Annotated in this window: 22 protein-coding genes; 9 read left to right on the top strand and 13 right to left on the bottom strand. The window is 45.8% G+C overall.

What is annotated here, in order from left to right:
- Positions 1 to 14: 14 nt before the first annotated feature.
- A complete protein-coding gene (pruA, locus tag KNQ04_RS03015; RefSeq protein ID WP_214847189.1) occupies positions 15 to 1,559 on the bottom strand; it encodes an L-glutamate gamma-semialdehyde dehydrogenase in 1,545 nt (514 codons plus the stop codon).
- Positions 1,560 to 1,687: 128 nt separating this feature from the next.
- Entirely contained in the window at positions 1,688 to 1,975 is a 288-nt protein-coding gene (locus tag KNQ04_RS03020) for a HesB/YadR/YfhF family protein (RefSeq protein WP_214847190.1), read from the bottom strand.
- 126 nt (positions 1,976 to 2,101) lie between these two features.
- On the opposite strand from KNQ04_RS03020, the gene KNQ04_RS03025 reads away from it, so the two are divergent.
- The 4 genes from KNQ04_RS03025 to KNQ04_RS03040 all read left to right on the top strand — a co-directional run bounded on the left by KNQ04_RS03025 (position 2,102) and on the right by KNQ04_RS03040 (position 6,309).
- Positions 2,102 to 2,944: a hypothetical protein gene (locus tag KNQ04_RS03025; protein WP_214847191.1), complete on the top strand. Its 843-nt coding sequence runs from the start codon at positions 2,102 to 2,104 to the stop codon at positions 2,942 to 2,944.
- Between the two features lie 13 nt (positions 2,945 to 2,957).
- Entirely contained in the window at positions 2,958 to 3,407 is a 450-nt protein-coding gene (gene bcp / locus KNQ04_RS03030) for a thioredoxin-dependent thiol peroxidase (protein ID WP_214847192.1), read from the top strand.
- 328 nt (positions 3,408 to 3,735) lie between these two features.
- Complete coding sequence (locus KNQ04_RS03035; RefSeq protein ID WP_214847193.1) at positions 3,736 to 5,385, top strand: peptide ABC transporter substrate-binding protein; 1,650 nt, start codon at positions 3,736 to 3,738, stop codon at positions 5,383 to 5,385.
- Positions 5,386 to 5,658: 273 nt separating this feature from the next.
- The gene (locus KNQ04_RS03040) at positions 5,659 to 6,309 is read left to right on the top strand and encodes a homing endonuclease associated repeat-containing protein (protein WP_214847194.1); all 651 of its coding nucleotides are present in this window, start codon (positions 5,659 to 5,661) and stop codon (positions 6,307 to 6,309) included.
- Between the two features lie 274 nt (positions 6,310 to 6,583).
- Here the strand turns inward: KNQ04_RS03040 and KNQ04_RS15815 are convergent, their stop codons facing one another.
- On the bottom strand, positions 6,584 to 8,278 hold the full coding sequence (locus tag KNQ04_RS15815) for a GGDEF domain-containing protein (protein ID WP_214847195.1): 1,695 nt from the start codon (positions 8,276 to 8,278) through the stop codon (positions 6,584 to 6,586).
- Between the two features lie 132 nt (positions 8,279 to 8,410).
- Between KNQ04_RS15815 and KNQ04_RS03050 the strand changes: the two genes are divergently transcribed.
- The gene (locus tag KNQ04_RS03050) at positions 8,411 to 9,019 is read left to right on the top strand and encodes a YktB family protein (RefSeq protein ID WP_214847197.1); all 609 of its coding nucleotides are present in this window, start codon (positions 8,411 to 8,413) and stop codon (positions 9,017 to 9,019) included.
- A 32-nt stretch (positions 9,020 to 9,051) separates the two neighbouring features.
- Here KNQ04_RS03050 and KNQ04_RS03055 read toward each other — a convergent pair whose 3' ends face one another.
- From KNQ04_RS03055 to KNQ04_RS03080, 6 genes are all read right to left on the bottom strand, one after another.
- Positions 9,052 to 9,561, bottom strand: coding sequence for a hypothetical protein (locus KNQ04_RS03055; RefSeq protein ID WP_214847199.1), 510 nt, complete (start codon positions 9,559 to 9,561; stop codon positions 9,052 to 9,054).
- Positions 9,562 to 10,269: 708 nt separating this feature from the next.
- Entirely contained in the window at positions 10,270 to 11,343 is a 1,074-nt protein-coding gene (locus KNQ04_RS03060; RefSeq protein ID WP_214847201.1) for an ABC transporter substrate-binding protein, read from the bottom strand.
- A gap of 3 nt (positions 11,344 to 11,346) precedes the next feature.
- Entirely contained in the window at positions 11,347 to 12,150 is an 804-nt protein-coding gene (locus KNQ04_RS03065) for an ABC transporter permease (RefSeq protein ID WP_088837844.1), read from the bottom strand.
- Entirely contained in the window at positions 12,147 to 12,956 is an 810-nt protein-coding gene (locus KNQ04_RS03070) for an ABC transporter permease (RefSeq protein WP_214847203.1), read from the bottom strand. Before KNQ04_RS03070 ends, KNQ04_RS03065 begins: the two co-directional genes overlap by 4 nt.
- Complete coding sequence (locus KNQ04_RS03075; protein ID WP_214847205.1) at positions 12,953 to 14,047, bottom strand: ABC transporter ATP-binding protein; 1,095 nt, start codon at positions 14,045 to 14,047, stop codon at positions 12,953 to 12,955. The genes KNQ04_RS03070 and KNQ04_RS03075 overlap by 4 nt, the downstream gene beginning before the upstream one ends.
- A 12-nt stretch (positions 14,048 to 14,059) precedes the next feature.
- Complete coding sequence (locus KNQ04_RS03080) at positions 14,060 to 14,605, bottom strand: helix-turn-helix domain-containing protein (RefSeq protein WP_214847207.1); 546 nt, start codon at positions 14,603 to 14,605, stop codon at positions 14,060 to 14,062.
- A gap of 187 nt (positions 14,606 to 14,792) precedes the next feature.
- Here KNQ04_RS03080 and KNQ04_RS03085 point away from each other — a divergent pair, with 187 nt between their 5' ends.
- From KNQ04_RS03085 to KNQ04_RS03095, 3 genes are read left to right on the top strand one after another with little or no spacing between them, the layout of a single operon-like run.
- Complete coding sequence (locus KNQ04_RS03085; protein ID WP_214847208.1) at positions 14,793 to 15,638, top strand: DegV family protein; 846 nt, start codon at positions 14,793 to 14,795, stop codon at positions 15,636 to 15,638.
- Positions 15,639 to 15,697: 59 nt separating this feature from the next.
- Positions 15,698 to 16,426, top strand: coding sequence for a tryptophan-rich sensory protein (locus KNQ04_RS03090; protein ID WP_214847210.1), 729 nt, complete (start codon positions 15,698 to 15,700; stop codon positions 16,424 to 16,426).
- Between the two features lie 51 nt (positions 16,427 to 16,477).
- Entirely contained in the window at positions 16,478 to 16,825 is a 348-nt protein-coding gene (locus KNQ04_RS03095) for an iron-sulfur cluster biosynthesis family protein (RefSeq protein WP_214847212.1), read from the top strand.
- 259 nt (positions 16,826 to 17,084) lie between these two features.
- Here KNQ04_RS03095 and KNQ04_RS03100 read toward each other — a convergent pair whose 3' ends face one another.
- The 3 genes from KNQ04_RS03100 to KNQ04_RS03110 form a co-directional block, all read right to left on the bottom strand.
- A complete protein-coding gene (locus tag KNQ04_RS03100) occupies positions 17,085 to 19,127 on the bottom strand; it encodes a putative bifunctional diguanylate cyclase/phosphodiesterase (RefSeq protein WP_214847214.1) in 2,043 nt (680 codons plus the stop codon).
- Between the two features lie 369 nt (positions 19,128 to 19,496).
- Positions 19,497 to 20,240: an anti-sigma factor gene (locus KNQ04_RS03105; protein ID WP_214847215.1), complete on the bottom strand. Its 744-nt coding sequence runs from the start codon at positions 20,238 to 20,240 to the stop codon at positions 19,497 to 19,499.
- Entirely contained in the window at positions 20,240 to 20,785 is a 546-nt protein-coding gene (locus tag KNQ04_RS03110) for an RNA polymerase sigma factor (RefSeq protein WP_214847217.1), read from the bottom strand. The genes KNQ04_RS03105 and KNQ04_RS03110 overlap by 1 nt, the downstream gene beginning before the upstream one ends.
- Before the next feature lie 229 nt (positions 20,786 to 21,014).
- Between KNQ04_RS03110 and KNQ04_RS03115 the strand changes: the two genes are divergently transcribed.
- The gene (locus KNQ04_RS03115; protein ID WP_214847219.1) at positions 21,015 to 21,278 is read left to right on the top strand and encodes a metal-sensitive transcriptional regulator; all 264 of its coding nucleotides are present in this window, start codon (positions 21,015 to 21,017) and stop codon (positions 21,276 to 21,278) included.
- Positions 21,279 to 21,338: 60 nt separating this feature from the next.
- On the opposite strand, the gene KNQ04_RS03120 is transcribed toward KNQ04_RS03115, so the two are convergent.
- Positions 21,339 to 23,525, bottom strand: coding sequence for a phosphodiester glycosidase family protein (locus KNQ04_RS03120; RefSeq protein ID WP_214847221.1), 2,187 nt, complete (start codon positions 23,523 to 23,525; stop codon positions 21,339 to 21,341).
- Positions 23,526 to 23,537: the final 12 nt, after the last annotated feature.

Raw genomic sequence — 23,537 nt, forward strand, 5'->3', positions numbered from 1 at the left:
TATTAAACACTAATTCAAAACATTTCTGAAGTCGTTTTTGCTTGCAAGTGAAGTGTTAAATAATCCGGTCCACCGGCTTTTGAATCCGTTCCCGACATGTTGAAGCCGCCAAACGGTTGGTATCCAACGATTGCGCCTGTGCAACCACGGTTGAAATAGAGGTTACCGACGTGGAAGTTCGCCCGTGCGTACTCTTGGTTTGTCCGGTCTTGTGTGATGACCGCCCCTGTCAAACCGTACTCCGTGTTGTTTGCGATCGCGATGGCTTCTTTGAAGTCTTTCGCTTTCGTGAACGCAACAACCGGTCCGAAGATTTCTTCTTGCATTAAACGATCCGTCGGTTGAACATCAGCGACGACCGTCGGTGAGACGAAGAAGCCTGTTGAATCGTCAGCTGTTCCGCCTGCCGCAATCCGTCCTTCTTGTTTTGCGACATCGAAGTACGATGTAATTTTTTTGAAGGCCGCTGCATCGATGACCGGACCGACGTTGTTCGTCACATCAACCGGGTTCCCGATGCTAAGTTTCGCTGTGTTCGCGACGACTTTTTCGAGTAACTCGTCGTAGACGGAATCGAGTGCGACGACACGTGAACACGCTGAACATTTTTGACCGGAGAAGCCGAATGCTGCTTTTGTGATCATATCTGCCGCATAATCAAGATCGGCTGACTCATCGATGACCATCGTATCTTTTCCACCCATCTCGGCGATGACACGTTTAAGCCAGATTTGACCGTCATTTAATTTCGAAGCACGTTCGTTGATGCGAAGACCGACATCACGTGAGCCCGTGAAGCTGATGAAACGTGTTTTCGGGTGGTCGACGAGGTAATCCCCGACTTCTGCCCCAGGTCCCGGGATGAAGTTCAAGACACCAGCCGGAAGACCCGCCTGTTCCATGACTTCAACGAATTTAGCAGCGACGACAGGTGTCGTTGATGCCGGTTTCAAGAGAATCGGGTTTCCGGCGACGATTGCCGCAACCGCAGTCCCTGCCATGATGGCGAGTGGGAAGTTCCATGGTGAGATGATGACTCCGACACCAAGTGGGATGTAATCGTAACGGTTGTATTCACCCGGACGACTTTCGACTTTTTTGCCGTCTTTTAAGACGAGCATCTGACGTGCATAATATTCGAGGAAATCGATTGCTTCTGCTGTATCCGCATCCGCTTCGTTCCACGGTTTCCCAGCTTCTTTGACGAGGTACGCCGAGAATTCATGTTTACGTTTACGGATGATGTTCGCTGCTTTGAACAGGACGTCCGCACGAACACTCGGATTGACGAATTTCCACGTTTCGAATGCTGTGACTGCTGCCTGCATCGCATCCTCTGCGTGTGCTTGTGTCGCTTTTGAGACACGTCCGACGATCTCTTCTTTGTTTGCCGGATTGACCGAAACGATTTTATCTTCCGTCGTCACATGTTTGCCCCCGATGACGAGCGGATAATCTTTTCCTAGCTCTTGCGATACGAGTGCAAGTGCCTCCTCGAACGCTTTCTTGTTCGCTTCTTGTGAGAAGTCCGTGAATGGTTCGTGTTTGTACGGAATCATCTCTATTCCCCCTTTATACATACTTTTAATCGCTTACATTCTCCATTGTACAGAAGCATGACGCCGCTTACAATTATTCTAGTCAAAAAAATGAGCGGGTACGTTCTCCCGCTCACGTTTCATTTGAATTATTCAGCTGCCTGTGAAAAGACAATCTCTTCGTTTTGGATTGAGACTTTGACGTCTTGCCCTTGGAACAACCAATCATCTTGGTCCGAGACGACGAAATGAATGCCATCAACGACTTCTTCGACAGCCGCCCGTTCGACTTCTTCCATATGGACGCCGACCGAAAAGCCTTGTGTCAAATCCGTCGATCCGCCGTATTTCGCGAAAAAGCGAATCGTATCGCCTTCCTTCGCTTCCATCTCATCTTTAAAATATTGTAATGCTTCATCCGTCACGTGAATCTTCATGTTTTATCCACTCTCCTTTAGACTAGTGTACCTATTCCCTACTCAAAAAAGCGAATATCCTGTATGGTGAAGACAGTAAACACTTCACTCGATTATTCCTGTTGATTCTGATTTAGGAGGTCCCATATGAAACGATTAATCACTGCTCTGTTATCAACGAGCATTCTGTTAGCCGGATGTGGTAACGACTCCACGTCCTCTACAGATACTGAATCCCCGAAGACGTCGGAAACGAAACAAGTGGCGAAGGCTGATCAAGACGTTCTTGCTGTCTATCAAGCCTACCAAGATACATTAGGAAAAACCGGGGCGGCGGATGCAAAAGCACTTGCTAAGCTCGAGTACACGGGTGAGGAACAGCCGTTACGTGCAGCAGCGACCGGCGCCAAAAACCTAAACGTCACACCGGGTAAAGTCGTCAAAAGCTTTCAACAAGGTGACGTCGCCTATATCATCCATGAGTTCAATGATGCGGATGGATCACCGCTCCCGAATCGGGCGTCGAAGTTATTCCTCAAGAAAGACGGCGAATGGAAAGTCGTGATTGCACCAACGACCTTTGAACCATCGGTCTTTACGACGCTCGCTGAGATGTTTGATTCATTTAATGCCGACGAATACGGCGTCAATGCGAAAGCAGCGGAAGCCGTCGGGAACACGCCGGAGGATAAACAGGACAAAGTCTTCACACGCGTCAATGCCCAGACGGACTATATGGCACTCGAGATGAACAGTAACATCCTGATGATTTACGGTATGGCACTCGGCAATGATGGCAATCCCGAGGTGTTGGTCGATTACTACTCCGATTATGCGGACTGGTACACCGATGAACAGGATTTGTTACGCAAGACGGCGAAAGCCGGCACAGACTATGAAAAATATTTGATTGCACTTGACCCATTAAAGGAAAGCTTACAAAAGAAACTCGGAAAATATGCCGATCAACTGAATATGGAATTAGGTTAAAGGGGGACTCTTAATGAACGCGCCAACATTTACGTTACCGAACGCCCAGGGTGAAAACATTTCACTCGCCGATTACCGGGGTAAAAAAGTCATACTTTACTTCTATCCGAAAGACTCGACACCGGGTTGTACGACAGAAGCCTGTGATTTCCGTGACGCGACAGACGCCTTTGCAGCTGAAAATACGGTCATCCTCGGAATCTCCGCTGACAGTCAAAAACGCCATCAAAACTTTATCTCAAAATACGAACTTCCGTTCCAGCTCCTCTCCGACGTCGATCATGCGGTCTGTGAACAGTATGGGGTCTGGCAGTTAAAAAAGAACTACGGAAAGGAATATTATGGAATCGTCCGGTCGACTTTTCTCATCGATGAGCAAGGTGAATTGCTCAACGAGTGGCGGACGGTCAAGGTCAAAGATCACGTAGCTGAAGCGCTTAAATACGTCAAAGGACTTTCCTGACGAAAAAAACACGTTACTGATGTAGCGTGTTTTTTAATTTCACAATCATTTTCACGCTACCAATTTTATCCTTTAAAAAAATTATTTTACACGAAAACCCTTGATATCCCTCACAATTTTAACGTTTTTGAAATAATCTGAAAATATTCTATTGATTTTTCTGAATATTGTATTTAATATTAGAACCAAGTTGATCCGGTGCTTTCCTTCAAGAAAAGTAAAAGGCGATGACCCCTCTTATTTTTTTCATAGGACACCGGATCGCTCTAACTATCGGGTACTCATTTTATCATCATATATATTTATTCTTGGGAGGGAACTTATCATTATGAAGAAGAAAAAAACACTCGCACTCGTCGGTGCCCTATCAATCGCAGGAGCAAGCTTAGCAGCATGTTCGTCAACAGATGACTCGAAAGATACTTCAAGTTCTTCAGGTAGTAAAAAATCAGAAGACAAACAAGTCTTAAACTTAACAAGTGGATCAGACATCCCGGCACTTAGCCCTACTGTCGCAACAGACTCTGTTTCTTTCACAGTCTTAAACAACGTTCAAGAAGGTCTCTTCCGTCTTGACGAAAACCAAGAGCCTACGCCAGGTGTTGCTGAAAGTGTTGATGTCTCGGAAGACGGACTTACATACACATTCAAATTACGTGATTCGAAATGGTCTGACGGCAGCGATGTCACTGCAAAAGACTTCGAATACGCTTGGAAACGTGTCCTCGATCCTAAGAGTGGATCACAATATGGCTACATCATGTATGTCATCGAAGGTGCTGAAGCGTACAACACAGGAAAAGGAAAAGTGGATGATGTCGGCGTCAAAGCAGTTGACGACAAAACACTTGAAGTTAAGTTGACACAACCTGCTGATTACTTCAAAGCGTTGACTGGATTCGGTTCATTCATGCCGCTTAAACAGGAATTCGTCGAAGAAAAAGGAAAAGACTTCGCGAAAGATCCTGAGAACTTCCTTTACAACGGTCCATTCCAATTAACGGACTGGAAAACAGAAGTCGGCTGGTCGTACAAAAAGAACGACCAGTACTGGGATGCTGATACGGTCAAACTTGATCAAGTAAACTACAAAGTCGTTAAAGAAGTATCGACATCCGTCAACTTGTACGAAAAAGGTGACATCGATCAAGTTGGTTTAACAAGTGAATTCGTTGATCAATACAAAGACAGCGAAGACTTCGATACACGTCTTGACGCTTCGATGTACTACATCCAAATGAACTTCAAAAATGAATTGCTCAAAAACAAAGACATCCGTAAAGCAATCGACTCAGGGTATGACAAAGAACAGATGGCGAAAGTCCTCTTAAACAACGGTTCAATCCCTGCTTATTACTATGTTCCGAAAGAATTCGCTAAAGGACCGGACGGAAAAGACTTCCGTGACGGCAACGAAGGGTTCGGCTCATTCGATGCTTCTTCTGCAAAAGCATCATTCGAAAAAGGTCTGAAAGAAGTCGGTAAAGACAAAGTCAAACTCGAACTTCTCTCTTACGATGATGACAACTCGAAGAAAATCTCTGAGTACCTTAAAGGCGAGTGGGAGAAAAACCTTCCAGGTCTTGAAGTTACGATCAAACAACAACCGTTCAAGAACAAACTTGATCTTGAATCAAAAGGTCAGTTCGAACTTTCGTTCGCCGGCTGGGGACCTGACTATCAGGATCCAATGACATTCCTCGACATGTGGATGACTGGTGGACCGTATAACCGTGGTGGTTACTCAAGCGACAAATACGATTCACTCATCAAATCTGCGATGAAAGATGCGGATGCAGAAACACGTTGGCAGTCATTGAAAGATGCTGAAAAAGTCTTGCTCGAGGACGATCAAGCGATCTCAGTTATGTACCAACGCGGTGCGTCACTCTTACGTAAACCTTACGTCAAAGGCATCGTCAACCACAAAGTCGGAGCAGATACTTCGTTCAAATGGACTTACATCGAAGGAAGATAAGCAATCACCCAAGACCAGCCTCGCTTTTAAGCGGGTCTGGTCTTTTTTTCCATATGAGGCAAATGTACTGTTTTTTAGATATTGATTAAAAAGTGGTAACATTCTGTTTTCATTTGTATTACTTCCATTTATACTTATGCAGAAGAAACTAAATTCACTTTTTTTTACAATAATTCGCGGTAATTCTTCAGATTTAATGAAAAAGTGCCGATATATTCTATACAGAGGACTTTTGCCTCAATACATTGAATGACTAGGAAGGAGGACTCATCTTTGAAGCAACGTGTACTGAAGAGTCAACAAACACTTACGGAAGAACAAACCGAAATGGTAGAAGCGATTCAAGCAGTCGGTGAACTGATTCAAGACAGACCACGACGCACCATCTATCGTCGTTATGCGGTCGTCCACGGTTGGCCATTGCCCGAAAACATCATTCGACAATTCGGCTCTTGGCCGGAAGCTTTATCTGCAGCTGGGTTTGAATGGCACATCGATCAGCAACCGGAAGAACTGGAGCGGGCGCCTAAATATACGAAGGATGAAATTTTAAAATCTTTCCAGCGCTATGCAAAAGACGTCGGTTCGACCATCACCTTGAAGAAGTATCAAACTTGGCGGAAATCTGTCCACCATGCACCGAGCCACTATCATATCGTGAAAATGTTTGGTTCTTGGCATGATGCCTGTACGGCAGCTGGACTCGAAGCGAGTGTTACTTATTCGAAAGCTGAGCTTGCGTCATCACTTCGACAAGCGATCGAAGAAGTCGGCTTCTCGCTATCTTTCGAAGCCTACCGTGAATGGGCGAAACGTAACAACAAGCCCTCTACAAAAGCCCTACTTCATCGTTACGGCTCATGGTCGGCAGCCATCCATGCCATTGAAAGTGAAATTCGTTCGAGCAAACAACAAGCCCAGTAATCAAGATTATGCATTCATTTACTTCTATTTCTTTTACAATCAGGCACGCCGGTCGGTCTTCGACTTGTGTGTTTTTTTGTTTCGTTCATCGAAAATCATCTCAAAAAAAATACTTTTCCTAAGAAGGACATGTCAGCGTGTAGACAAACGATTAAGAAGCATACACATGCGATATCGAGATGCAATCTGTTCGCGCTTCCCTATCTTGCCTCGTCTTCAAACCGCCTTTGTCTCCCCACTAAAAAACCGCCACCTAAGAGGTAGCGGTTTTACTTCAAATGACTTTTTCTTTCCATTCTTGATAAGACGCGACACGATCACGTCCCTGGAATTTAGCACCTACGTACATCGCACGGTCCGCATTCCGAATCAAGCTCGCTAGGTCACCGAGTTCCTTCAACGTGTCGACACCGATACTTGCTGTGACATCAAGCGTATGCCCAGACACTTCAATTGGATTCGCATGCAACGTCTCCCGGATTCGCTCCGCGACGATTCGCGCCGATTCAATATCCGTGTTCGGTAACAAGACGACGAACTCTTCTCCCCCATAACGCGCGACAAGATCCGTGATGCGAGTTGCTTGCATCAACAGTTTTGCGACTTCGAACAAGACGACGTCGCCGATTTCATGTCCATACGTATCATTGATTTGTTTGAAATGATCCAAATCAATCATCAAGGCTGAGAAAGGATACAAATCCTTTTGTTTGATGCGACGGTCTCCCCATTCCTGTAACGCACGGTAGTTCGGAAGTTTTGTCATGGCATCCGTCCGGCTATCCATCAAGAGATGTTCGCGTTCATGTGCCCGCTCGACCGCCCAGGACAGGACACGTAACGCACGGTATAATTCATAACCAAAGTCCTTCGTGAACTCTCCACTTGCTTCCGAGGCTAACATCAAGGAACAGTTAATCGTTTCCGTCGCTTCCGGTTTAATGAATAGAATGGATTGCATTTCTTCCGGGAGCGCATCATAGAGCCGGATATCCCACTCTTGCTGCATGACATAGAGCAGTACTTCCTCTTTCTCGATAATTTCCTCGATGATGATTCCTTCGACATGATCTGCTTTTAACTTACGTCCGTCCTTCAATGAATAATAAACGGTTTTGCCCTCTCCAAAATCAAACTTAATCCAGGCAATGTCGGGTTTGACGAACTGATTCAGCTGTCTTAAGTACCGTTCGATGATGAACTGTGCGTCACCATCTTTCCATGCCGCTTCTTTTAACCGTTCAATCTGTTCCCAGTGTTCAAGTCGATCGCTCGCATGAACGGAACTCCCAAGCGAACGTTTAATGATGAACAGAGCAAAGGCGGTCATGACTAAAGCGCTATTCCCGTTATTTTGAACCATCAATGTACTGAAAACACCATATAAGAGCTCCGCTGTAATGACGACCGCTTCAAAACGTAATAACGGAAGCATGACACTCGTCGGAATGTTCTCACCGAGTAAAAAGTTTGATAATTTGTATTGGAACAATAAGACCATCCATAAGATCACGACCATTGTCATCAACGGGACAATGTTCCCAATGAGTGAGAATGCTGCTCCGTGCGTGCCGCCTAATGCGTTGTAGGCAAGGCCTGCCGGTAAAATCAACAGCAATTCAAGGGCAACGTTAAACGGATAATTGTGCAACATCCGCCGCCGACCGATTGCCGTATTGAAAGAACGTAACTGATAGATCAACATCGTCAATTGACCGACACAGATTGCCGGCAACAGTCCGTAAGTTAAAAACGTATACAGCACAAATCCGAAATGGAATGTAAAACTCATGTGTCTTCTTCGAACCGGATCGACAACAAAAATCGTCGATAAGGCGACTATCAATAAAAAGGTGAAATAATCGACATTGAGGCTATAATCATTCGCTCGCGCTAAAAGATCGAGCGCAATGACGATTATAAAGAACACGACCCAACTTCGAAGAAGGTATTGTTGAAACCGCCGCACATTGACTTCCCCTTCCTAAACTACTATCTTGTCTATTTTTGGAAAACCTTCACTTCATTCTTGTCCAAATGAATCATGAAGTCCAACTTCTGCTCTCTCATTTGCTACAATATAAAGAGAGGTGATAAATGAATGAGTACACACTTTACAAAAGAAGCGTTTAAGGCATTTGAAATTGAAGGGCTAGAAAATCGGATGGATGCGATTCGCAAGCGAATACAACCTGTTTTCCGCCACATTGGTGCGGAGGTTTCTCCTGATTTGACGGTGAATCTCGCAGAGGACATGTACGTCCATATCGCACAACACGCAAGACGAAAGGTAAATCCGCCAAACGATACATGGATGGCCTTTTCGCCTAATAAACGTGGATATAAAAAACACCCGCATTTCCAAGTCGGGCTCTTTGATGACCATCTCTTTATTTGGTTGGCCTATATTTATGAACTTCCAAATAAACAACAGTATGCGTCAAAACTTCTTGATCAGCAAGAGCTGTTACGGACATTACCAGAGGACTTCGTCATTTCGTACGACCATATGAAAAAAGAGGCCGTTCGCGTGACAGATGCCAATCTGGAACAAGGGTTGGTCCGTTTCCGCGATGTAAAAAAAGCTGAATTTCTTGTCGGTCGTCATGTGTCTGCCCAACAAGTCAGCGCGATGTCTCACGACGAACTCCTTGAATTGATTCGAAATACCTATGCGCATCTCGTCCCTGTTTATAAAAAGATTCAATAAAAAGGATGGCCTAAAAGGTCATCCTTTTGTCATTAGTTATATTTTACTAGAATTGACATGACTTGTGTACGGTCGGAATTTAAATTTAGATAAATGTTGACCTTTTTCGCCGAAACCGTCATCGTGTTGAACATTGGATCAAGTTTTGCAGTCGGATAGGCTTTTTTCACTTCCTTGACAGAAATCGTGCGTTTGACCATTTTCGGATCATAGACGATGGCAGAGACTGTTGCTTTACTATCTTTCACGCCGTACGTCGAACAATAGTGAACGGCACGATCCGCTGACATCAGTCCATTCCCACTTTGACACCAGTTTGATTTCTTTTCACCTTTATATGCACTATGTACCTGTGCTAACGTTGTCCGTTCTAACTTTACCGTTTTATCAAGTGATTTTGCATAACTGGCATTCTTTTTGATATGTTGGAGCCAACTGACGTCCGATGGTTTCGTTGCTTCCGCTGATTGATTATATGAAGTGCCTGACACGACGCTGACGGCAAGAGCTGCTGTTAAGATAAGTCCTAAGATTTGTTTCATGATGTAACCCCCTAAAAATGCTTTGTTAAATAACTCATTCCCCCAATTCTCAAAAAATACTCACGTTCCATACATTTTTCAGAAAAATATTTTTAAAAAGAATGTTGTTTGATTCAGCATGTAGACAAACTCTTATGAAGCGTGAACATACGATAACGAGAGACAATCCGGTCGAGCTTCTCTGTCTCGCCTCGTCTTCAAAGCGGCAATCGGTCACGCCACTACAGCAAAGCTGCAGGGTCACAAATGATTGCTTGTTGCGGTTCTAAGCGATGCGAAACGGATTGCGCCCTAAACCGTCTGCCTACCCGGCTTTCCCTCACGGTATTATCTAAAAAGCATCGCGTTTCGTTGACTCCTACGGGGAAAAGTGCGTCTTTAACGCACTTTTAGAGGCAGGCAAGACCCTGCTCATTGTCCGTGAGGACGAAGGAGCAACGGCTTGCGCCTCACCCGAGGAAAGCAACGAAAAAGACGCTTGATCTCCCGATGGCACTTTGTCTACAGCCTGGTTTGATTGAATAAAGCGCACCGCCCATTTGACCAATCCTTTGTTTCCACACACGATCGGGTCGGGCAAGTAACGTCTACGACCTAATAGAAAATATCCGTACTACAAAGCCAGTGAAAAACCCGCTTTCCTGTCGAGAAACGGACAGGGAAGCGGGTCTTGTGTCTTGCTTGAGGAAAGCGTGGCTAAGCCCTCACTTATTTCTTATGCATCTTAAATTCTAAAAATAACTCATTGTAATGCGCAAGCATCTTTTTGCCTAAGTTTTCATAGACTTCTAACGTATCCGTGACATCTTTGTCCGGATAAAATCGTTTATCTTCCCGGACTTCCGGATCAAGTAACTTCAAACCGTCTTTGTTCGGTGTCGAATAGCCGACATAATCGGCATTCTTCGCAGCGATATCCGGACGCAACATGAAGTTGATGAACTCGTGTGCCCCGTCGACGTTCTTCGCCGTTTTCGGAATGACGATGTTATCGAACCAGACGTTTGACCCTTCCGACGGGATGACGTAGTTCAACTCTTCATTTTCACTCATGATTTCATTGGCATCCCCGGACCAGACGACGCCAATTCCGGCTTCTTCGTTTGCGAGCAGTAGTTTGATTTCATCCCCGACGATTGCTTTGACGTTCGGCGTCAAGTCCATCAAGTTCGCTTTTGCTTCTTGCAGCTTGTCTTCGTCCGTTTCGTTCAAGGAATAACCGAGACTGTTTAGACTCATCCCCATCACTTCACGGGCACCGTCCGCTAGCAAAATTTGATTTTTAAAGGCAGGGTCCCATAAATCTTTCCAACTCGTCGGTTTTTTACCATCCAGTAGTTTTTGATTGTAGACGATGCCGACCGTTCCCCAGAAATACGGAATCGAATACTGATTATCCGGGTCAAACGACAAATCAAGGAAACGATCATCGATATGCTTAAGGTTCGGAAGTTTCGACTTGTCGATCGGGATGACGAGATCTTCTTCAATCATCTTCGCAATCGCATAATCTGAAGGAACGGCGATATCATACGTCGTCCCTCCTTGCTCAATCTTCGTCAACATCGCTTCGTTCGAGTCGAATGTCTGATAGACGACTTTAATTCCTGACTCTTCTTCAAACTGATCGATTAAGTCCGGGTCGATGTAATCCCCCCAGTTGTAAATATTCAAGACATTTCCCCCGGAATAGCCTTGTGTCGCGTTTAAGCGGTTCAAAGCAAACAGGATGACGCCCGAGATTAGAAAAATCGTTACGAACAATTGTATTAATTTTTTCAACAGTCATTTCACCTCCGGTCGTGACAACTTCGCTACAGAACGTTGGTTCAAGAAATAGTAGCCGATGACAAGTAAGAACGTAAATAAGAAGATGACGGTCGACAAGGCATTGATTTTCATCGAAATCCCTTGGCGTGCCAATGAATAGATTTCAACGGATAAGGTCGTAAACCCATTCCCCGTCACGAAAAATGTCACAGCAAAATCATCGAGTGAGTACGTCAGTGCCGTAAAGAATCCGGCAAAGATCCCCGGTGTGATGTACGGCAAGATGACTTTCGTCAGGACGTCCAAACGACTTGCCCCTAAATCACGTGCCGCATCGACGAGCGTCGGGCTCATCTCTTGCAGTTTCGGCAAGACGAGGATGACGACGATCGGGACAGAAAACGCGATGTGCGACAGTAAGACGGATGTAAAGCCAAGTTGAATCCCGAGCATCGTAAAGAAAATTAAGAACGATGCACCGATGATGACGTCCGGACTGACAATCAAAATACTATTAAGTGTCAGGAGCGACGTTTCAATCCGCTTTTTCCGAACTGCTTGAATTCCAATTGCACCGAACACGCCGACAATCGTCGAGATCGCTGCTGAGAGCAAGGCGATGACAAGTGTATTCAAGACGATGATCAAGAGGCGTGAATCTTGAAAGACTTCCTTATACCAATCCCACGTGAAGGAATCAAAGTTCGTCATGTTATCTGCACTGTTGAACGAATAGAATGCGAGATAGAAGATTGGAGCATACAAGACGATGAAGACACCAATCAAATATAGGTTTGCCAGTTTAAACCGTTTCATCATGTCGTCGCTCCTTTCTTCCGTTTTGTACTCGTCAAGGCGAGAATGATGGCCATCGCGATGATCAAGAAGACGGCGATCGTCGCACCCATCCCCCAGTTTTGGGTGACAAGAAATTGTTGTTCAATTGCTGTACCGAGCGTGATGACACGGTTCCCGGCAATCAGGCGGGTAATCATGAAGAGTGATAACGCCGGGATGAAGACAAGTTGACAGCCTGACTTCATACCATCAATCGTCAACGGGAAGACGACACGACGAAATGTCGTAAAGTTCGATGCCCCTAAGTCACGTGCCGCAAAGACGAGCGACGGACTTAACTTTTCGATGGCATTAAAAATCGGCAAAATCATGAACGGGATGAAGATGTAGACCGACACGAAGACGAAGCTGAAGTCCGTGAACAGGATTTGTTTTCGCCCGATGCCAATCGCTTCAAGCGTTTGGTTCGCGAGTCCGTACGTGCTGAACAGTCCGATGAAGGCATAGGCTTTCAGCAGCAGGTTGATCCAGGTCGGCAAGATGATCAAGAGCAACCAAAGTTGTTTATGCTTCGTTTTCGTCAATAAATAGGCTGTCGGATAACCGATCGCAAGCGAAAACAACGTGATTAAAAAGGCATACCAAAATGAACTGAGCGTCATCGTCAAATACGTCGAAGTAAAGAAATTCTGATAGTTGACGAACGAGAAGTTTCCATCTAAATCAAGGAACGAATAATAGACGACAAGTACGATTGGAGCGATGACGAATAAGGCAATCCAAAATGTATAGGGAATGAGATACCAGTTACGTGTTTTTTGCATCATAACACCCCATCGTACGATTCAAGCCGTTTATCAAAGTCTTCTTCCGTCTCATTCAGACGCATGACGTGAATCGCTTCTGGATCAAATGTCAGACCGATATGCTCACCGACCGTCGCTTTTTTCGTACTGTGGACGAGCCACTCATTTCCGACTTCATCGATACAGGCGATTTCATAGTGAACGCCACGGAAGAGTTGCGAATCGACCGTCACCCGCAGCTTCCCTTGGGCGACATCCGTGATTTCTAAGTCTTCTGGACGGATGACGATTTCGACCGGCTCATTCAATTCAAGCCCACGGTCGACACATTCGAATTCTTTTTCTGCGAACGAGACGAGGTAATCGTTTAACATCCGTCCCGGAATGATGTTCGACTCACCGATGAAGTCGGCGACGAAGCGGTTGATCGGTTCATCATAAATGTCGGTCGGCGTCCCCGATTGTTGGATTGAGCCATGATTTAAGACAAAGATTTCATCCGACATCGCCAGCGCTTCTTCTTGATCGTGCGTGACGAAGATGAAGGTGATGCCAAGGCGACGTTGTAAGTCGCGTAGCTCATACTGCATCTCTGTCCGTAACTTCAAGTCGAGCGCTGATAGCGGTTCATCAAGCAAAATCACTTCCGGTTCATTGACGATTGCCCGGGCAATTGCGACCCGTTGCCGTTGTCCACCTGACATTTCAGTGATTTCCCGTTTTTCATAGCCCGATAAGTTAACGAACTTCAATGCATCCAAGACACGTTGCTTAATGTCTGCTTCTTTGACTTTCTTGATTCGCAGACCGAAGGCGATGTTCTCAAAAACGTTCAAGTGTGGGAACAAGGCATAGTCCTGGAAAACCGTGTTGACTTGACGTTTGTTCGCCGGGACGTCGTTAATCCGTTTGCCGTTAAAAATGATTTCACCTGCTGTCGCTTCCGTAAAACCGGCAATTAAGCGCAGGACAGTCGTTTTACCGCACCCTGATGGTCCAAGCAACGTATAGAACTTTCCCCGCTCAATTTCGAAGCTGACCGCATCCAGGACCGTTTGATCGTCAAACTGTTTGGTTACTTCTTTAAATTGAATGATCGTATTTGCTGTCACTCTAATTCCTCCTTATAGATACGAATCGGTCGCTGTGACGAGAAGTTTCGCCTCCGTCGCCGACTCGTTTCGCAGTTGATGGATTTCTGACGCTTTATAATAGAATGTCTCACCTTGTTTCGCCCGAAACATCTGCCGGCCGAGCATCAATGTCACTTTACCTTTTAAGACATAAATAAACGTTTCCGCACCCGATGGTTCATATGCTTTAAAAGAACTGTTCGCAGCAAGTGTCAACAGCACCGGTTCCATTTCTTTTTCATTCGATTCCGGAATCAGCCATGTCACATGATACCCTTGTACGTCGTCCGCATAACTCGTGACGTCGTCCTGGGTATAGACGACTTTCTGATGTAACACTTCTTCATCAAAAAAATCTTTTGCTGAGATTCCGAGGACTTCGAGTAAGCTGAACAACGTCTCAATCGATGGGGAACTGATTTCCCGTTCGATTTGCGAAATATACCCTTTACTCAAATCCGTTCGCTCGCCGAGTTCTTCTTGTGTCAATCCTTTTTGAAGGCGTAAGTTTTTAATCTTGTTGCCAATCGTGCGCACACTACGTCCTCCTCTCGCATATCGAGTTTAGTATAAGACGACTGAAAGTTTACTAATCACGTACCGATTATAGCGTACTGATTTGATTTAGCAAGGGAAATCCATGATTTTCTTAAAGCGTGTTTGACAGCGATAGCGCTTACACCTACAATTAATATCAGGTACTAAAATGAAGGAGGTAATTCCGATGCGGATCGCATGGATCACGGATAGCACAACCATTTTACCAGACACAATCGCTCACCATCCGGACTTGACGGTCGTCCCCTTACTCGTCATGAAAGACGGAGAAAGTTTTATCGACGGTGTCGATGTCAATGCGGAGACTGTCTACAGCTGGATCGACGCCGGTCATAAGGTCACGACGAGTCAACCCTCGATCGGAACGTTTACGGAACACTACGAAAAACTGAAAGAAGACTATGACTTCGGTTTTGCGATCCACTTATCAAGCGAGCTTAGCGGAACATATAATGCTTCCGTCCAAGGAGCAGAAATCGCAGGGTTTCGTCTGATTGCCATCGATTCAAGATGTGGCATCTATCCGGCAGGTCAACTTCTTGCTGAAGCGATTCAGTTATCGGAGCAAGGTGTCGCAATCGAGGACATCGAACAGATGATTCTTGACCGCCGCTTCGATCACCATATCGAGTTTACCGTCGAAAACTTAAAACAATTACAAGCGGGCGGTCGTATTTCTTCGACGAAGGCCTTCGTCGGAAACTTACTTCAGTTACGTCCCCTGTTTCATTTCGAGGAGGGAAAAATCGTCCCGTACCAAACCGTCCGTACGTTCAAGAAGGCACACTCTAAAATTTATGATCATCTCGTGCACATCATCGAACGTGGAGACGTAACGGATCTCTCCCTTTTCCACGCATCTGCCTACGATTTAGCACTCGAGTGGAAAACAAACTTAGAACAACGGTTTGACGTGTCGATTCGCATCGATGACCTGACACCTGTCCTCGGTTCGCACACAGGGAATCCTGCTATCGGCATGTCATTCTTGAATCCGACGAGCCGACCATGATGTCTAAAACTGAAAGATTCAGGGTAAACCTTCTTTAGAGATTAAAGGAGGTTTTTGTTTTGAAAAATAAGTGGATTTGGCTCAATTGGCTTGGTTTCATCTTCGCTATAACAGTTAATGCACTCGATGGTGGAAAAACAGGTCGTATTTCAGACTCGATTCCGACTTTGTTCAAACCAGCTGGCTACGCGTTCTCGATTTGGGGACTCATTTATGGTGTTTTACTTGTCTGGTTGATTTTACAAACGATTCCGAAGTTCCGGGAACATGAAATCGCTAAAAAAATCGGTCCTTGGTTTTTGATCAGTTGCCTGTTTAATGCAGCCTGGATTGTATCGTTTTCTTATGAACTGTTCCCACTGACACTTGTCGTGATGATTGGTTTACTCGTTTCCCTGATCGTCATCTATACGAAAATCGATCGTGAAACGAAAGCACTCCGTTTCAAAGTCCCGTTCTCTCTTTACATCGGTTGGGTTTCGGTCGCGACAATCGTCAATGTCTTCATCGTCATGCAGACACAAGGGATTACACAATTGCTCGGAATCGGTGATGCGGGTTGGACGATGATCATGTTACCGGTCGGTGTCATCGTCGCCCTCTTGTTCATGTTCGCGAACCGTGATCCGATTTATCCACTCGTCTTCGTCTGGGCGTATATCGCGATTAACTTTAAGTCTGATGACGGTCTCGTCGATACGGTCGTCCTCGGCAGCGTCGTCGTTTTACTCGCAGGGTATGTCTTCCTCCTCGTCCGGATGCGTCGCCAGCTCAGCGTGAGCAAGTAACGTTATTTCTTACGTCAAGGCGCGTATAATAAAGACAAAGGAGTGAATGTCATGCATATCACATTTACAGATCCGGCACTTGACCGGATCGAACAATTACGGGGCAATCTCGAAGGACACCTTCACCTTTATTACGACACAGAAGGATGCGGTTGCGGCAACTCCGGTATCTTCAGTATCCGTTTCGTCGAATCGGCGACCGATGAAGATATGACGATCGATTCAAACGTCGGTCCTGTCCTCGTCAAACGGTGGTCGAGTCACTTCCTCGATCAAGAGATGACGCTCGACTATAAAGAAGAATCCAAATCGCTGATTTTAAAAAGTGATGGTCAATACTTCAATACAAACGTTTTAGTAACCGATCATACCGGCTGTCAGTTGACACCGAACCGATAAACACAAAAAAGGCAGCTCCCTTCATGGAAGCTGCCTTTTGAATTGGTTTTACAGACAGAGGCTGCATTGATTACCAGATCGAAATCATCTATAGAACGTACTGGATTTCTGTCTGTATCGTACACGAGATGGATATCCTCCCCGCCCGGGAATTTACCCCAATCACTTTGCGTCCCCCAAATCTTCGCACGCATCTTGCTGGCGTGCTTATCTAGCATACGTAACGGACGACCGTTTGGATTTAAAATAATTCATCTTTTTAGCCGACGTCGCGAACGGTTCGTTCGATGGCTTGTTGATCCAAATCAGCCACACCGACGGGGCGACTGTAATAATAGCCTTGCCCATAATCACAACCGAGCCGTTTCAAGAACTCGTGTTGTTCAAGTGTCTCGACACCTTCCGCGACGACCTCGATACCGAGATTTTTTGCTAACTGGATAATCATCTCCGTAATCGCGGTCCCCCGTTCATCATGCGGGACCTCGTCGATAAATGACTTATCGATTTTTAAGATATCAATTGGTAAATGCTTCAGATGCGTCAAGGAGGACAACCCTGTCCCAAAATCATCCAGAGCAATCGTCAAGCTCAACTGTTTCAGTTCGCCGAGCATCAACAAGGCCCGTTCCAAGTTTTCCATGACGGATGTTTCCGTGATTTCAAGTTGCAATTGTAAGTCGCCACTTTGTTTGAAAGACTGATCGACGATATCCTTAATCATCAAATTGTGCGACTCTGACCGAAAATGCATCGCTGATAAATTGACGGAAACTTGACGAATGAAATGATCTTCCTTTTTCCAAATCTCCATCTGGCGAACCGTTTCTTGCAGGACCCATTCTGTCAGACGGTGGATGAGACTGTACTTTTCAGCGAGCGGAATGAACTCTGCCGGTGAGATGAATCCGATTTTCGGGTGATTCCAACGAATCAACACTTCCGCCTGTTCGACTTTCCCGGTCGCAAGTGCGATTTTCGGTTGGTAGACGAGATTAAATTCTTTAAAATCGGTCATCGCTTTCCGTAACGATCCAACAATCAATTGCTCCCGTCGGTCGGAGTGAAGGCTCTCATCGTATAAGACAAAACGATCGCGCCCTTCATTTTTCCCGACACGTAGTGCACTCTCCATCTGGCCAATCCGACTCTCTAACGTGTCCTGCGCATCCGGAACAACGACACCGACCGTCGCCGTTAAGTGAATTTCTTGATTGTCGAGCACTATTGGTTTTCGAATTTGTTCGAGTACTTGATTAAAGGTTGTTTCCAACTGTTCCGGTGGGACGTGTTTTATCAAAAAGAACTGGGTGCCGTTATAGCGGATACAACTTTCTTCATCACCCAGCACCTGTTTAATCCGGTCGGCAAATTGCCGGATCACCGTATCGCCCTGATCAAAGCCAAACGTGTCATTGATCCATTTGTAGCCGTCTAAATCAATCAAGGCCATCGCCATCATTCGTTTCGAACGACTGTACTGGGCATCGACTTTCGCCATATGATGATCGAGCCACCGTCGATTATGTAAGCCCGTCAAGTGATCAGTGTAGGCCATCATCTGTAAAGCCCGGCGTTCTAAATGAACGTACAATCCTGCGATCAAGATGATTAAGAAGAATACCGGAATGGCGACTTCACTTAAAATATTCGAAGTGATCGGATTATCCTCTAACATCGGTGCTGAGACACGCGGAATACAAAATGTCGTCCCGAGCATCCCGACATAATGCATTGTCGAAATCGCAAACCCCATCAGAACCGCGACCGGAATTAAAATACGTTTTTTATTGACATGACGGGTCGCATACAACAACAGGAGTGCGACGTATGCAACGGTGATCGCAATCAGAATCGATAACGTGAACAGAAACGTGTCGTATCGGATTTCTCCCCCGAACCGCATCGCCACCATCCCGAGATAATGCATCATCGCAATCCCGATTCCAACGAGTGTTCCTGCAAGAATCACCTTTTTGCGGGTGATTTCCGAGTAATATAATAAATAAAAGGCAATCCAAGCTGCAGTAATGGCGGGTACGACAGACAGGAGCATCAGCACCCAGTCATAGCTGACCGCGACTGCTAATTTAAATGCCCCCATACCGACAAAATGCATTCCCCATATCGATAATCCCATCGTCAATGACGATAAAAGTAAAGTCCGCTTCCTTAAGGAAGTCGCCTTCGCTAGGCGACGATTGAGTTCAAGTGAGGCATAGGATCCGACGATGGCCACGATGACCGATAGGATGACCAACGCCTCTTCATAGTGTTTCGTTAATATGATCCATTCATTCATTGTGTAGGTGCCTCTCTTTTCAACTGACATTCTTCTTATTATCGTCTATTTTCTTGAATTCTTTCAGTCGAATATCGACTTTTTCTGCATTTCGATGTGTTTTCAGAAAAATTCATGCAACATATACAAAAAAGAGACACTGCACATGTGGCATCTCTCAAGCTGAAAGCTATTTTTTCTGAAGAGTGAACATTCTATAGCGGTCTGCTGTCATGTCGTTTCTACCGGTCTTGCTTCGTTTTCAAAACAGCTGAACGAATTGCCGTTCCTCTGTTGTTGCCTAAGCGATAATCTTTGACCAGCCTGTTCCGCTCTCGCTAAACACAAAAAGGCACCACATCCGTGGCGCCCCTTTTAATGCTGTTCAAATTATAGTGTCGCCGAAGCGATGACTTCACCCGTCGGTTTTGCGAGGTCCGGTTCAGGTTCGACCGTGATGGCTACTGCGTCGACCTTACCACTGCCTTTTAGGGCAAAGACGGCGGCAGCTTGTCCATCTTTTTCGATGACGCCGTTCGCTTTCACTTGATCGCCTTGAATCGTCCACATCTGATACAGCTCACCTTTTTTAAGTGGTGGCAAATCTTTGAGTTGGACGAGCATATATTCTTTATCGTCCTTCGTAAAAATCATACTCGACCCTTGAATCGAAGCTGTACTCTCAAAGTTCCCCATACCGTTCACTTCATCCATCGCAAGTGTTTCTGTTTGCTCCGGGTCATCTTCTTGCGCAAGAAGGTAAGCATTCGCACCAAGCGATAACACGAGAACGGCGGCGATACTCATTAACCACCCGAGCGGTACAGAACGTTTTCGTTGTTTGTTCGCCCGTGCTGCTTCAAGTTCTGTCTCCTGCGGCTTCGTCACGTGTGGCGTCTCTTGTCGTGTTTCATTTGTCGAAGCAAGGACTTCCCCTAAAATTCTTGATTTCATTCCAGTCGGTACCGGTCGTTCCGGAAGTGATTCCGCGATGGGAAGCATCAACTCTTCCATCTCTTGAAGCGCTTGCTTACATTCGTCGCAAGTCGCGATATGTGCTTCGAACGCCTCACGATCGCTCGCCGATAATGTTCCATTGAAGTAGTCAATTAAGTTATGACAACGTTCTTCCATCAACGTTCCCTCCCTTCCAATAATTTTCGTAACGCTTGAATCGCACTCCTGATCCTCGTCTTGACTGTCCCGAGCGGTAACTCAAGTTGGTCCGAGATTTGTTGTTGCGTCAAGCCAGTAAAATATACGAGTTCAATCAATTCTTGTTGTTCCGGCTTCAGTTCCTGCACCGCTTCACGTACTTCAGCAGCTGTCTCTCGCTGCATGACTGTCCGTTCAACCGGTTCATCGAATCCACCGTCTCGTTCTTCGATTTCAATCGTCGGTTGTCGTTTCTCACGTCGTAAACAATCAAGTGCTGCATTTCGGGTGATCGTCAAAATCCAAGAAGAAAACTTCCCCTTCTCTGTATTGAAATCGACCCGTCCATTCCATATTTTCATCCATACTTCTTGGATGACTTCTTCAGATAAACGGTCGTTGTTCGTAAAGCGATGTGCGAATGAAAATAACAACCTCTCGTATTTATCATATAACGTTTCGAGAGCCACTTCATCTCCTCCGCGCATCTGATGATAAAGCGATTCATCGGATTGAGTATGCATCCTTCTCCTCCTTGTGATCAGTCAGCCTTATCATATAGTATACGCAAGCTGACACGAAATCGTTTTAAATTACTTTAATTATTTTTCAATTTTTTCTCCACCACATCCATATTCCCTAATTCGCTCAAAATTATAGCTAAAAAACCTGTTGAATTGACAGAAATACCTTGATGGGCATAGCATGAAGGTATCGAAGAAACGTGTTGCATCTTAGAATGGAGGAAAACGAATGGATTACGATCAAAAGATGAAGAATCGTGTCAGCCGGATTGAAGGACAACTTCGGGGCATACTACGCATGATGGAGGAAGGAAAAGATTGCCGCGACGTCATCACCCAGTTATCGGCAGCCCGCTCTGCGATGGACCGGACGATTGGTGTCGTCGTCAGCTCGAACTTAATCGAATGTGTCAAAGAAGCGGAACAAAGTGGTGACGGTCAAACAGAAGATTTAGTGAAGGAAGCTGTCAGCCTGCTCGTCAAAAGTCGCTAAAAAAACGATATCCTTTCCCATGATTCATCCGGGAGAGATATCGTTTTTTCTTATTGCTTTTTAATACGAAACTTTGAGTTGATCGAGATAGACACGGTGTTTCGTCTTGTCACCTTTTTGTGTCTGGTCTGTCTCGACAAAATAAATCGTCTCAATCTTGAGCGGTGCTTGCCATGACGAATCGAGTTTCGCCTGGACAGTCTTGAATCCCTTCCAGTCTACTTTCTTCACGAAATCGACCGTATGCGATTTACCCGTCGCATCTTTTAGTTTGGCCCGGAGCCACGGCGCATGACGATTCCCATAAACATCGAGCGAGAGTGTTTTTGCAGGATACGGAATAATCCAATTGGGACTTGACAGGTACATGGCGCCATTTTGTTTCTGCCATCCGGAATAATCATATGTCACCGCCAGTGAAGCACGCCCCACTGTTTTTTGCTTCGTACTTATCCGCGCCGTATAACTCGACACGTAAGGAGATTGTGCTTGATAGCTTCCTTTTTCAAAGCCGTCGAGCACTGCTGTTTTCTTCGCACTTGTCACGGTGACAGGTACAATGACCGTCCGTCCGCCGGCTGTTACCTTGACCGTCGTCTTCCCGATTCGTTTCGCGACGACCGTATCTTTTGTAACGTTCGCGATGTTACCTGTGCTCTGATACGTTTTTTCAGCTTGCGGAACAGTGACCTTGCGTCCATTGAACCAACCTTCCGTGATGAGCGGTTGCTTTTGACCGACTTTTAGGACGATCGGTCGCCCACCATTGACGACGAGTCCCGATAGACGGTTCGTGACAGTAATCTTAACCGTCTTGCTCGCTTGATCTACTTTCAGCTTTCCTCTCCATTTCCCTGGCGTTATCGGTGCCGTGACTTGAAGACCGCTGACGCCTGTACCTGTCAAGGTGATTTTTTTCTTCGTCGCATCAACAGGTTGTCCGGTCCGGTCCGTCAGTTTCAATGCCAATTGACGTTTTTCACCGAGGTACATCTCTGGTTGAGCAGCGACAATCACTTTCGCCGCGACATTCGTCGGTCGATAACGGGTCGCGACCATTAATCCATTCGTGACCGAACGACTCCGTCCATCAGCCGGATAGTTCACCGTTTTGGTCGGGAACTCCCCCTCGCGCCGTACCATCATCTCGGTCGATCCTCCCCCGTCAAATGCCAAAGCCGAAGTGGCACCTAACCGCTGCATCTGCGCGACCGCTTCGACCATCGTGATGCCTCTCGAGTCGGTTCGTGCCTGATCGACCGTCACCATGTGGACAGTCCGGTCAGCACCGACACCAATCAATGTCCGTGCCTTTCGTGCTATCATCAAAAAACGATCATGATTGGTCGCTAACGCGTTTAAATCAAAGCCGATCCCATCTTTAATCAACCAGTTGTAGCCGGACACCGCTTCCTGGATATCGTTTCGGACTGCCAAGTTTGATAGTTGGATAAGATTAAATTGCGTCGTGAGTTGTTTTGCTCGAATGAGTTCAAGGAGCGGTTTTTTTTGTTTGCCAAAGGCGACAAGAACAACGCTGTTACTCGGCACATCAATTTCTGAACGGAATTTTGTCTCGACCTTTCCAACGGTCCATGCATAATCCGTTCCGAGCTGGAAGGAACGGACGGGACGACCTTGCAGTACGACGATCGCAACTGTTTTCTTCATCGTCTCGGAAGGTTCGTAGAGCTTTATTTTTTTTGATGGGTGATGTGCACTCGTAAAAAGACCCATTCGGTCACTTAAATTTTCATTTCGATTCAAGGAATGCACCGTCAGCGTTCGGTTCGCCGCGCGAATCGACCCGACCATGCCGAATGAACCAATCTCTGGTCGTCCGTGTCCATCGATGACGAAAGATGGATATTTCAATGCCGATTCTTTGACACTATGACTGATGAGCACTTCGTTTTTTTGGATTTGCAGACCGATTGGCAAACCCGTCGCTACCTTATACATATCGCCGTTGATACCAGCGACAATTCGATTACCGGATGTCATCGACCGATTCAGTTGCATCGGTAGTGGTTCTGTCGCCAAGACATAATCACGTCCCTTTGTCGTTATCCAGTAATTATTTGCATCTGGTTTAACCGTGAGTTGACGAAATACTTGGGGATTTCCTGCGATTGTTTCTTGCCTTGTCGTATAGTCGATTCCTTTTGAAACCGTCTCTGCCTGAATCATTTCTAATCCGATGAAACAGTATGTAAGGCATAGTAACATACATATTTTAGTCTTCATTTCTATCACCTC

Source organism: Exiguobacterium sp. s193 (assembly GCF_018618755.1).
Lineage (GTDB): Bacteria > Bacillota > Bacilli > Exiguobacteriales > Exiguobacteriaceae > Exiguobacterium_A.

Excerpts from the sequence above, each read along its gene's own strand:
- pruA (WP_214847189.1), bottom strand. The coding sequence starts at position 1,559 with ATGATTCCGTACAAACACGAACCATTCACGGACTTCTCACAAGAAGCG.
- KNQ04_RS03020 (WP_214847190.1), bottom strand. The coding sequence starts at position 1,975 with ATGAAGATTCACGTGACGGATGAAGCATTACAATATTTTAAAGATGAG.
- KNQ04_RS03025 (WP_214847191.1), top strand. The coding sequence starts at position 2,102 with ATGAAACGATTAATCACTGCTCTGTTATCAACGAGCATTCTGTTAGCC.
- bcp (WP_214847192.1), top strand. The coding sequence starts at position 2,958 with ATGAACGCGCCAACATTTACGTTACCGAACGCCCAGGGTGAAAACATT.
- KNQ04_RS03035 (WP_214847193.1), top strand. The coding sequence starts at position 3,736 with ATGAAGAAGAAAAAAACACTCGCACTCGTCGGTGCCCTATCAATCGCA.
- KNQ04_RS03050 (WP_214847197.1), top strand. The coding sequence starts at position 8,411 with ATGAGTACACACTTTACAAAAGAAGCGTTTAAGGCATTTGAAATTGAA.
- KNQ04_RS03055 (WP_214847199.1), bottom strand. The coding sequence starts at position 9,561 with ATGAAACAAATCTTAGGACTTATCTTAACAGCAGCTCTTGCCGTCAGC.
- KNQ04_RS03065 (WP_088837844.1), bottom strand. The coding sequence starts at position 12,150 with ATGATGAAACGGTTTAAACTGGCAAACCTATATTTGATTGGTGTCTTC.
- KNQ04_RS03070 (WP_214847203.1), bottom strand. The coding sequence starts at position 12,956 with ATGATGCAAAAAACACGTAACTGGTATCTCATTCCCTATACATTTTGG.
- KNQ04_RS03085 (WP_214847208.1), top strand. The coding sequence starts at position 14,793 with ATGCGGATCGCATGGATCACGGATAGCACAACCATTTTACCAGACACA.
- KNQ04_RS03095 (WP_214847212.1), top strand. The coding sequence starts at position 16,478 with ATGCATATCACATTTACAGATCCGGCACTTGACCGGATCGAACAATTA.
- KNQ04_RS03100 (WP_214847214.1), bottom strand. The coding sequence starts at position 19,127 with ATGAATGAATGGATCATATTAACGAAACACTATGAAGAGGCGTTGGTC.
- KNQ04_RS03105 (WP_214847215.1), bottom strand. The coding sequence starts at position 20,240 with ATGGAAGAACGTTGTCATAACTTAATTGACTACTTCAATGGAACATTA.
- KNQ04_RS03110 (WP_214847217.1), bottom strand. The coding sequence starts at position 20,785 with ATGCATACTCAATCCGATGAATCGCTTTATCATCAGATGCGCGGAGGA.
- KNQ04_RS03115 (WP_214847219.1), top strand. The coding sequence starts at position 21,015 with ATGGATTACGATCAAAAGATGAAGAATCGTGTCAGCCGGATTGAAGGA.
- KNQ04_RS03120 (WP_214847221.1), bottom strand. The coding sequence starts at position 23,525 with ATGAAGACTAAAATATGTATGTTACTATGCCTTACATACTGTTTCATC.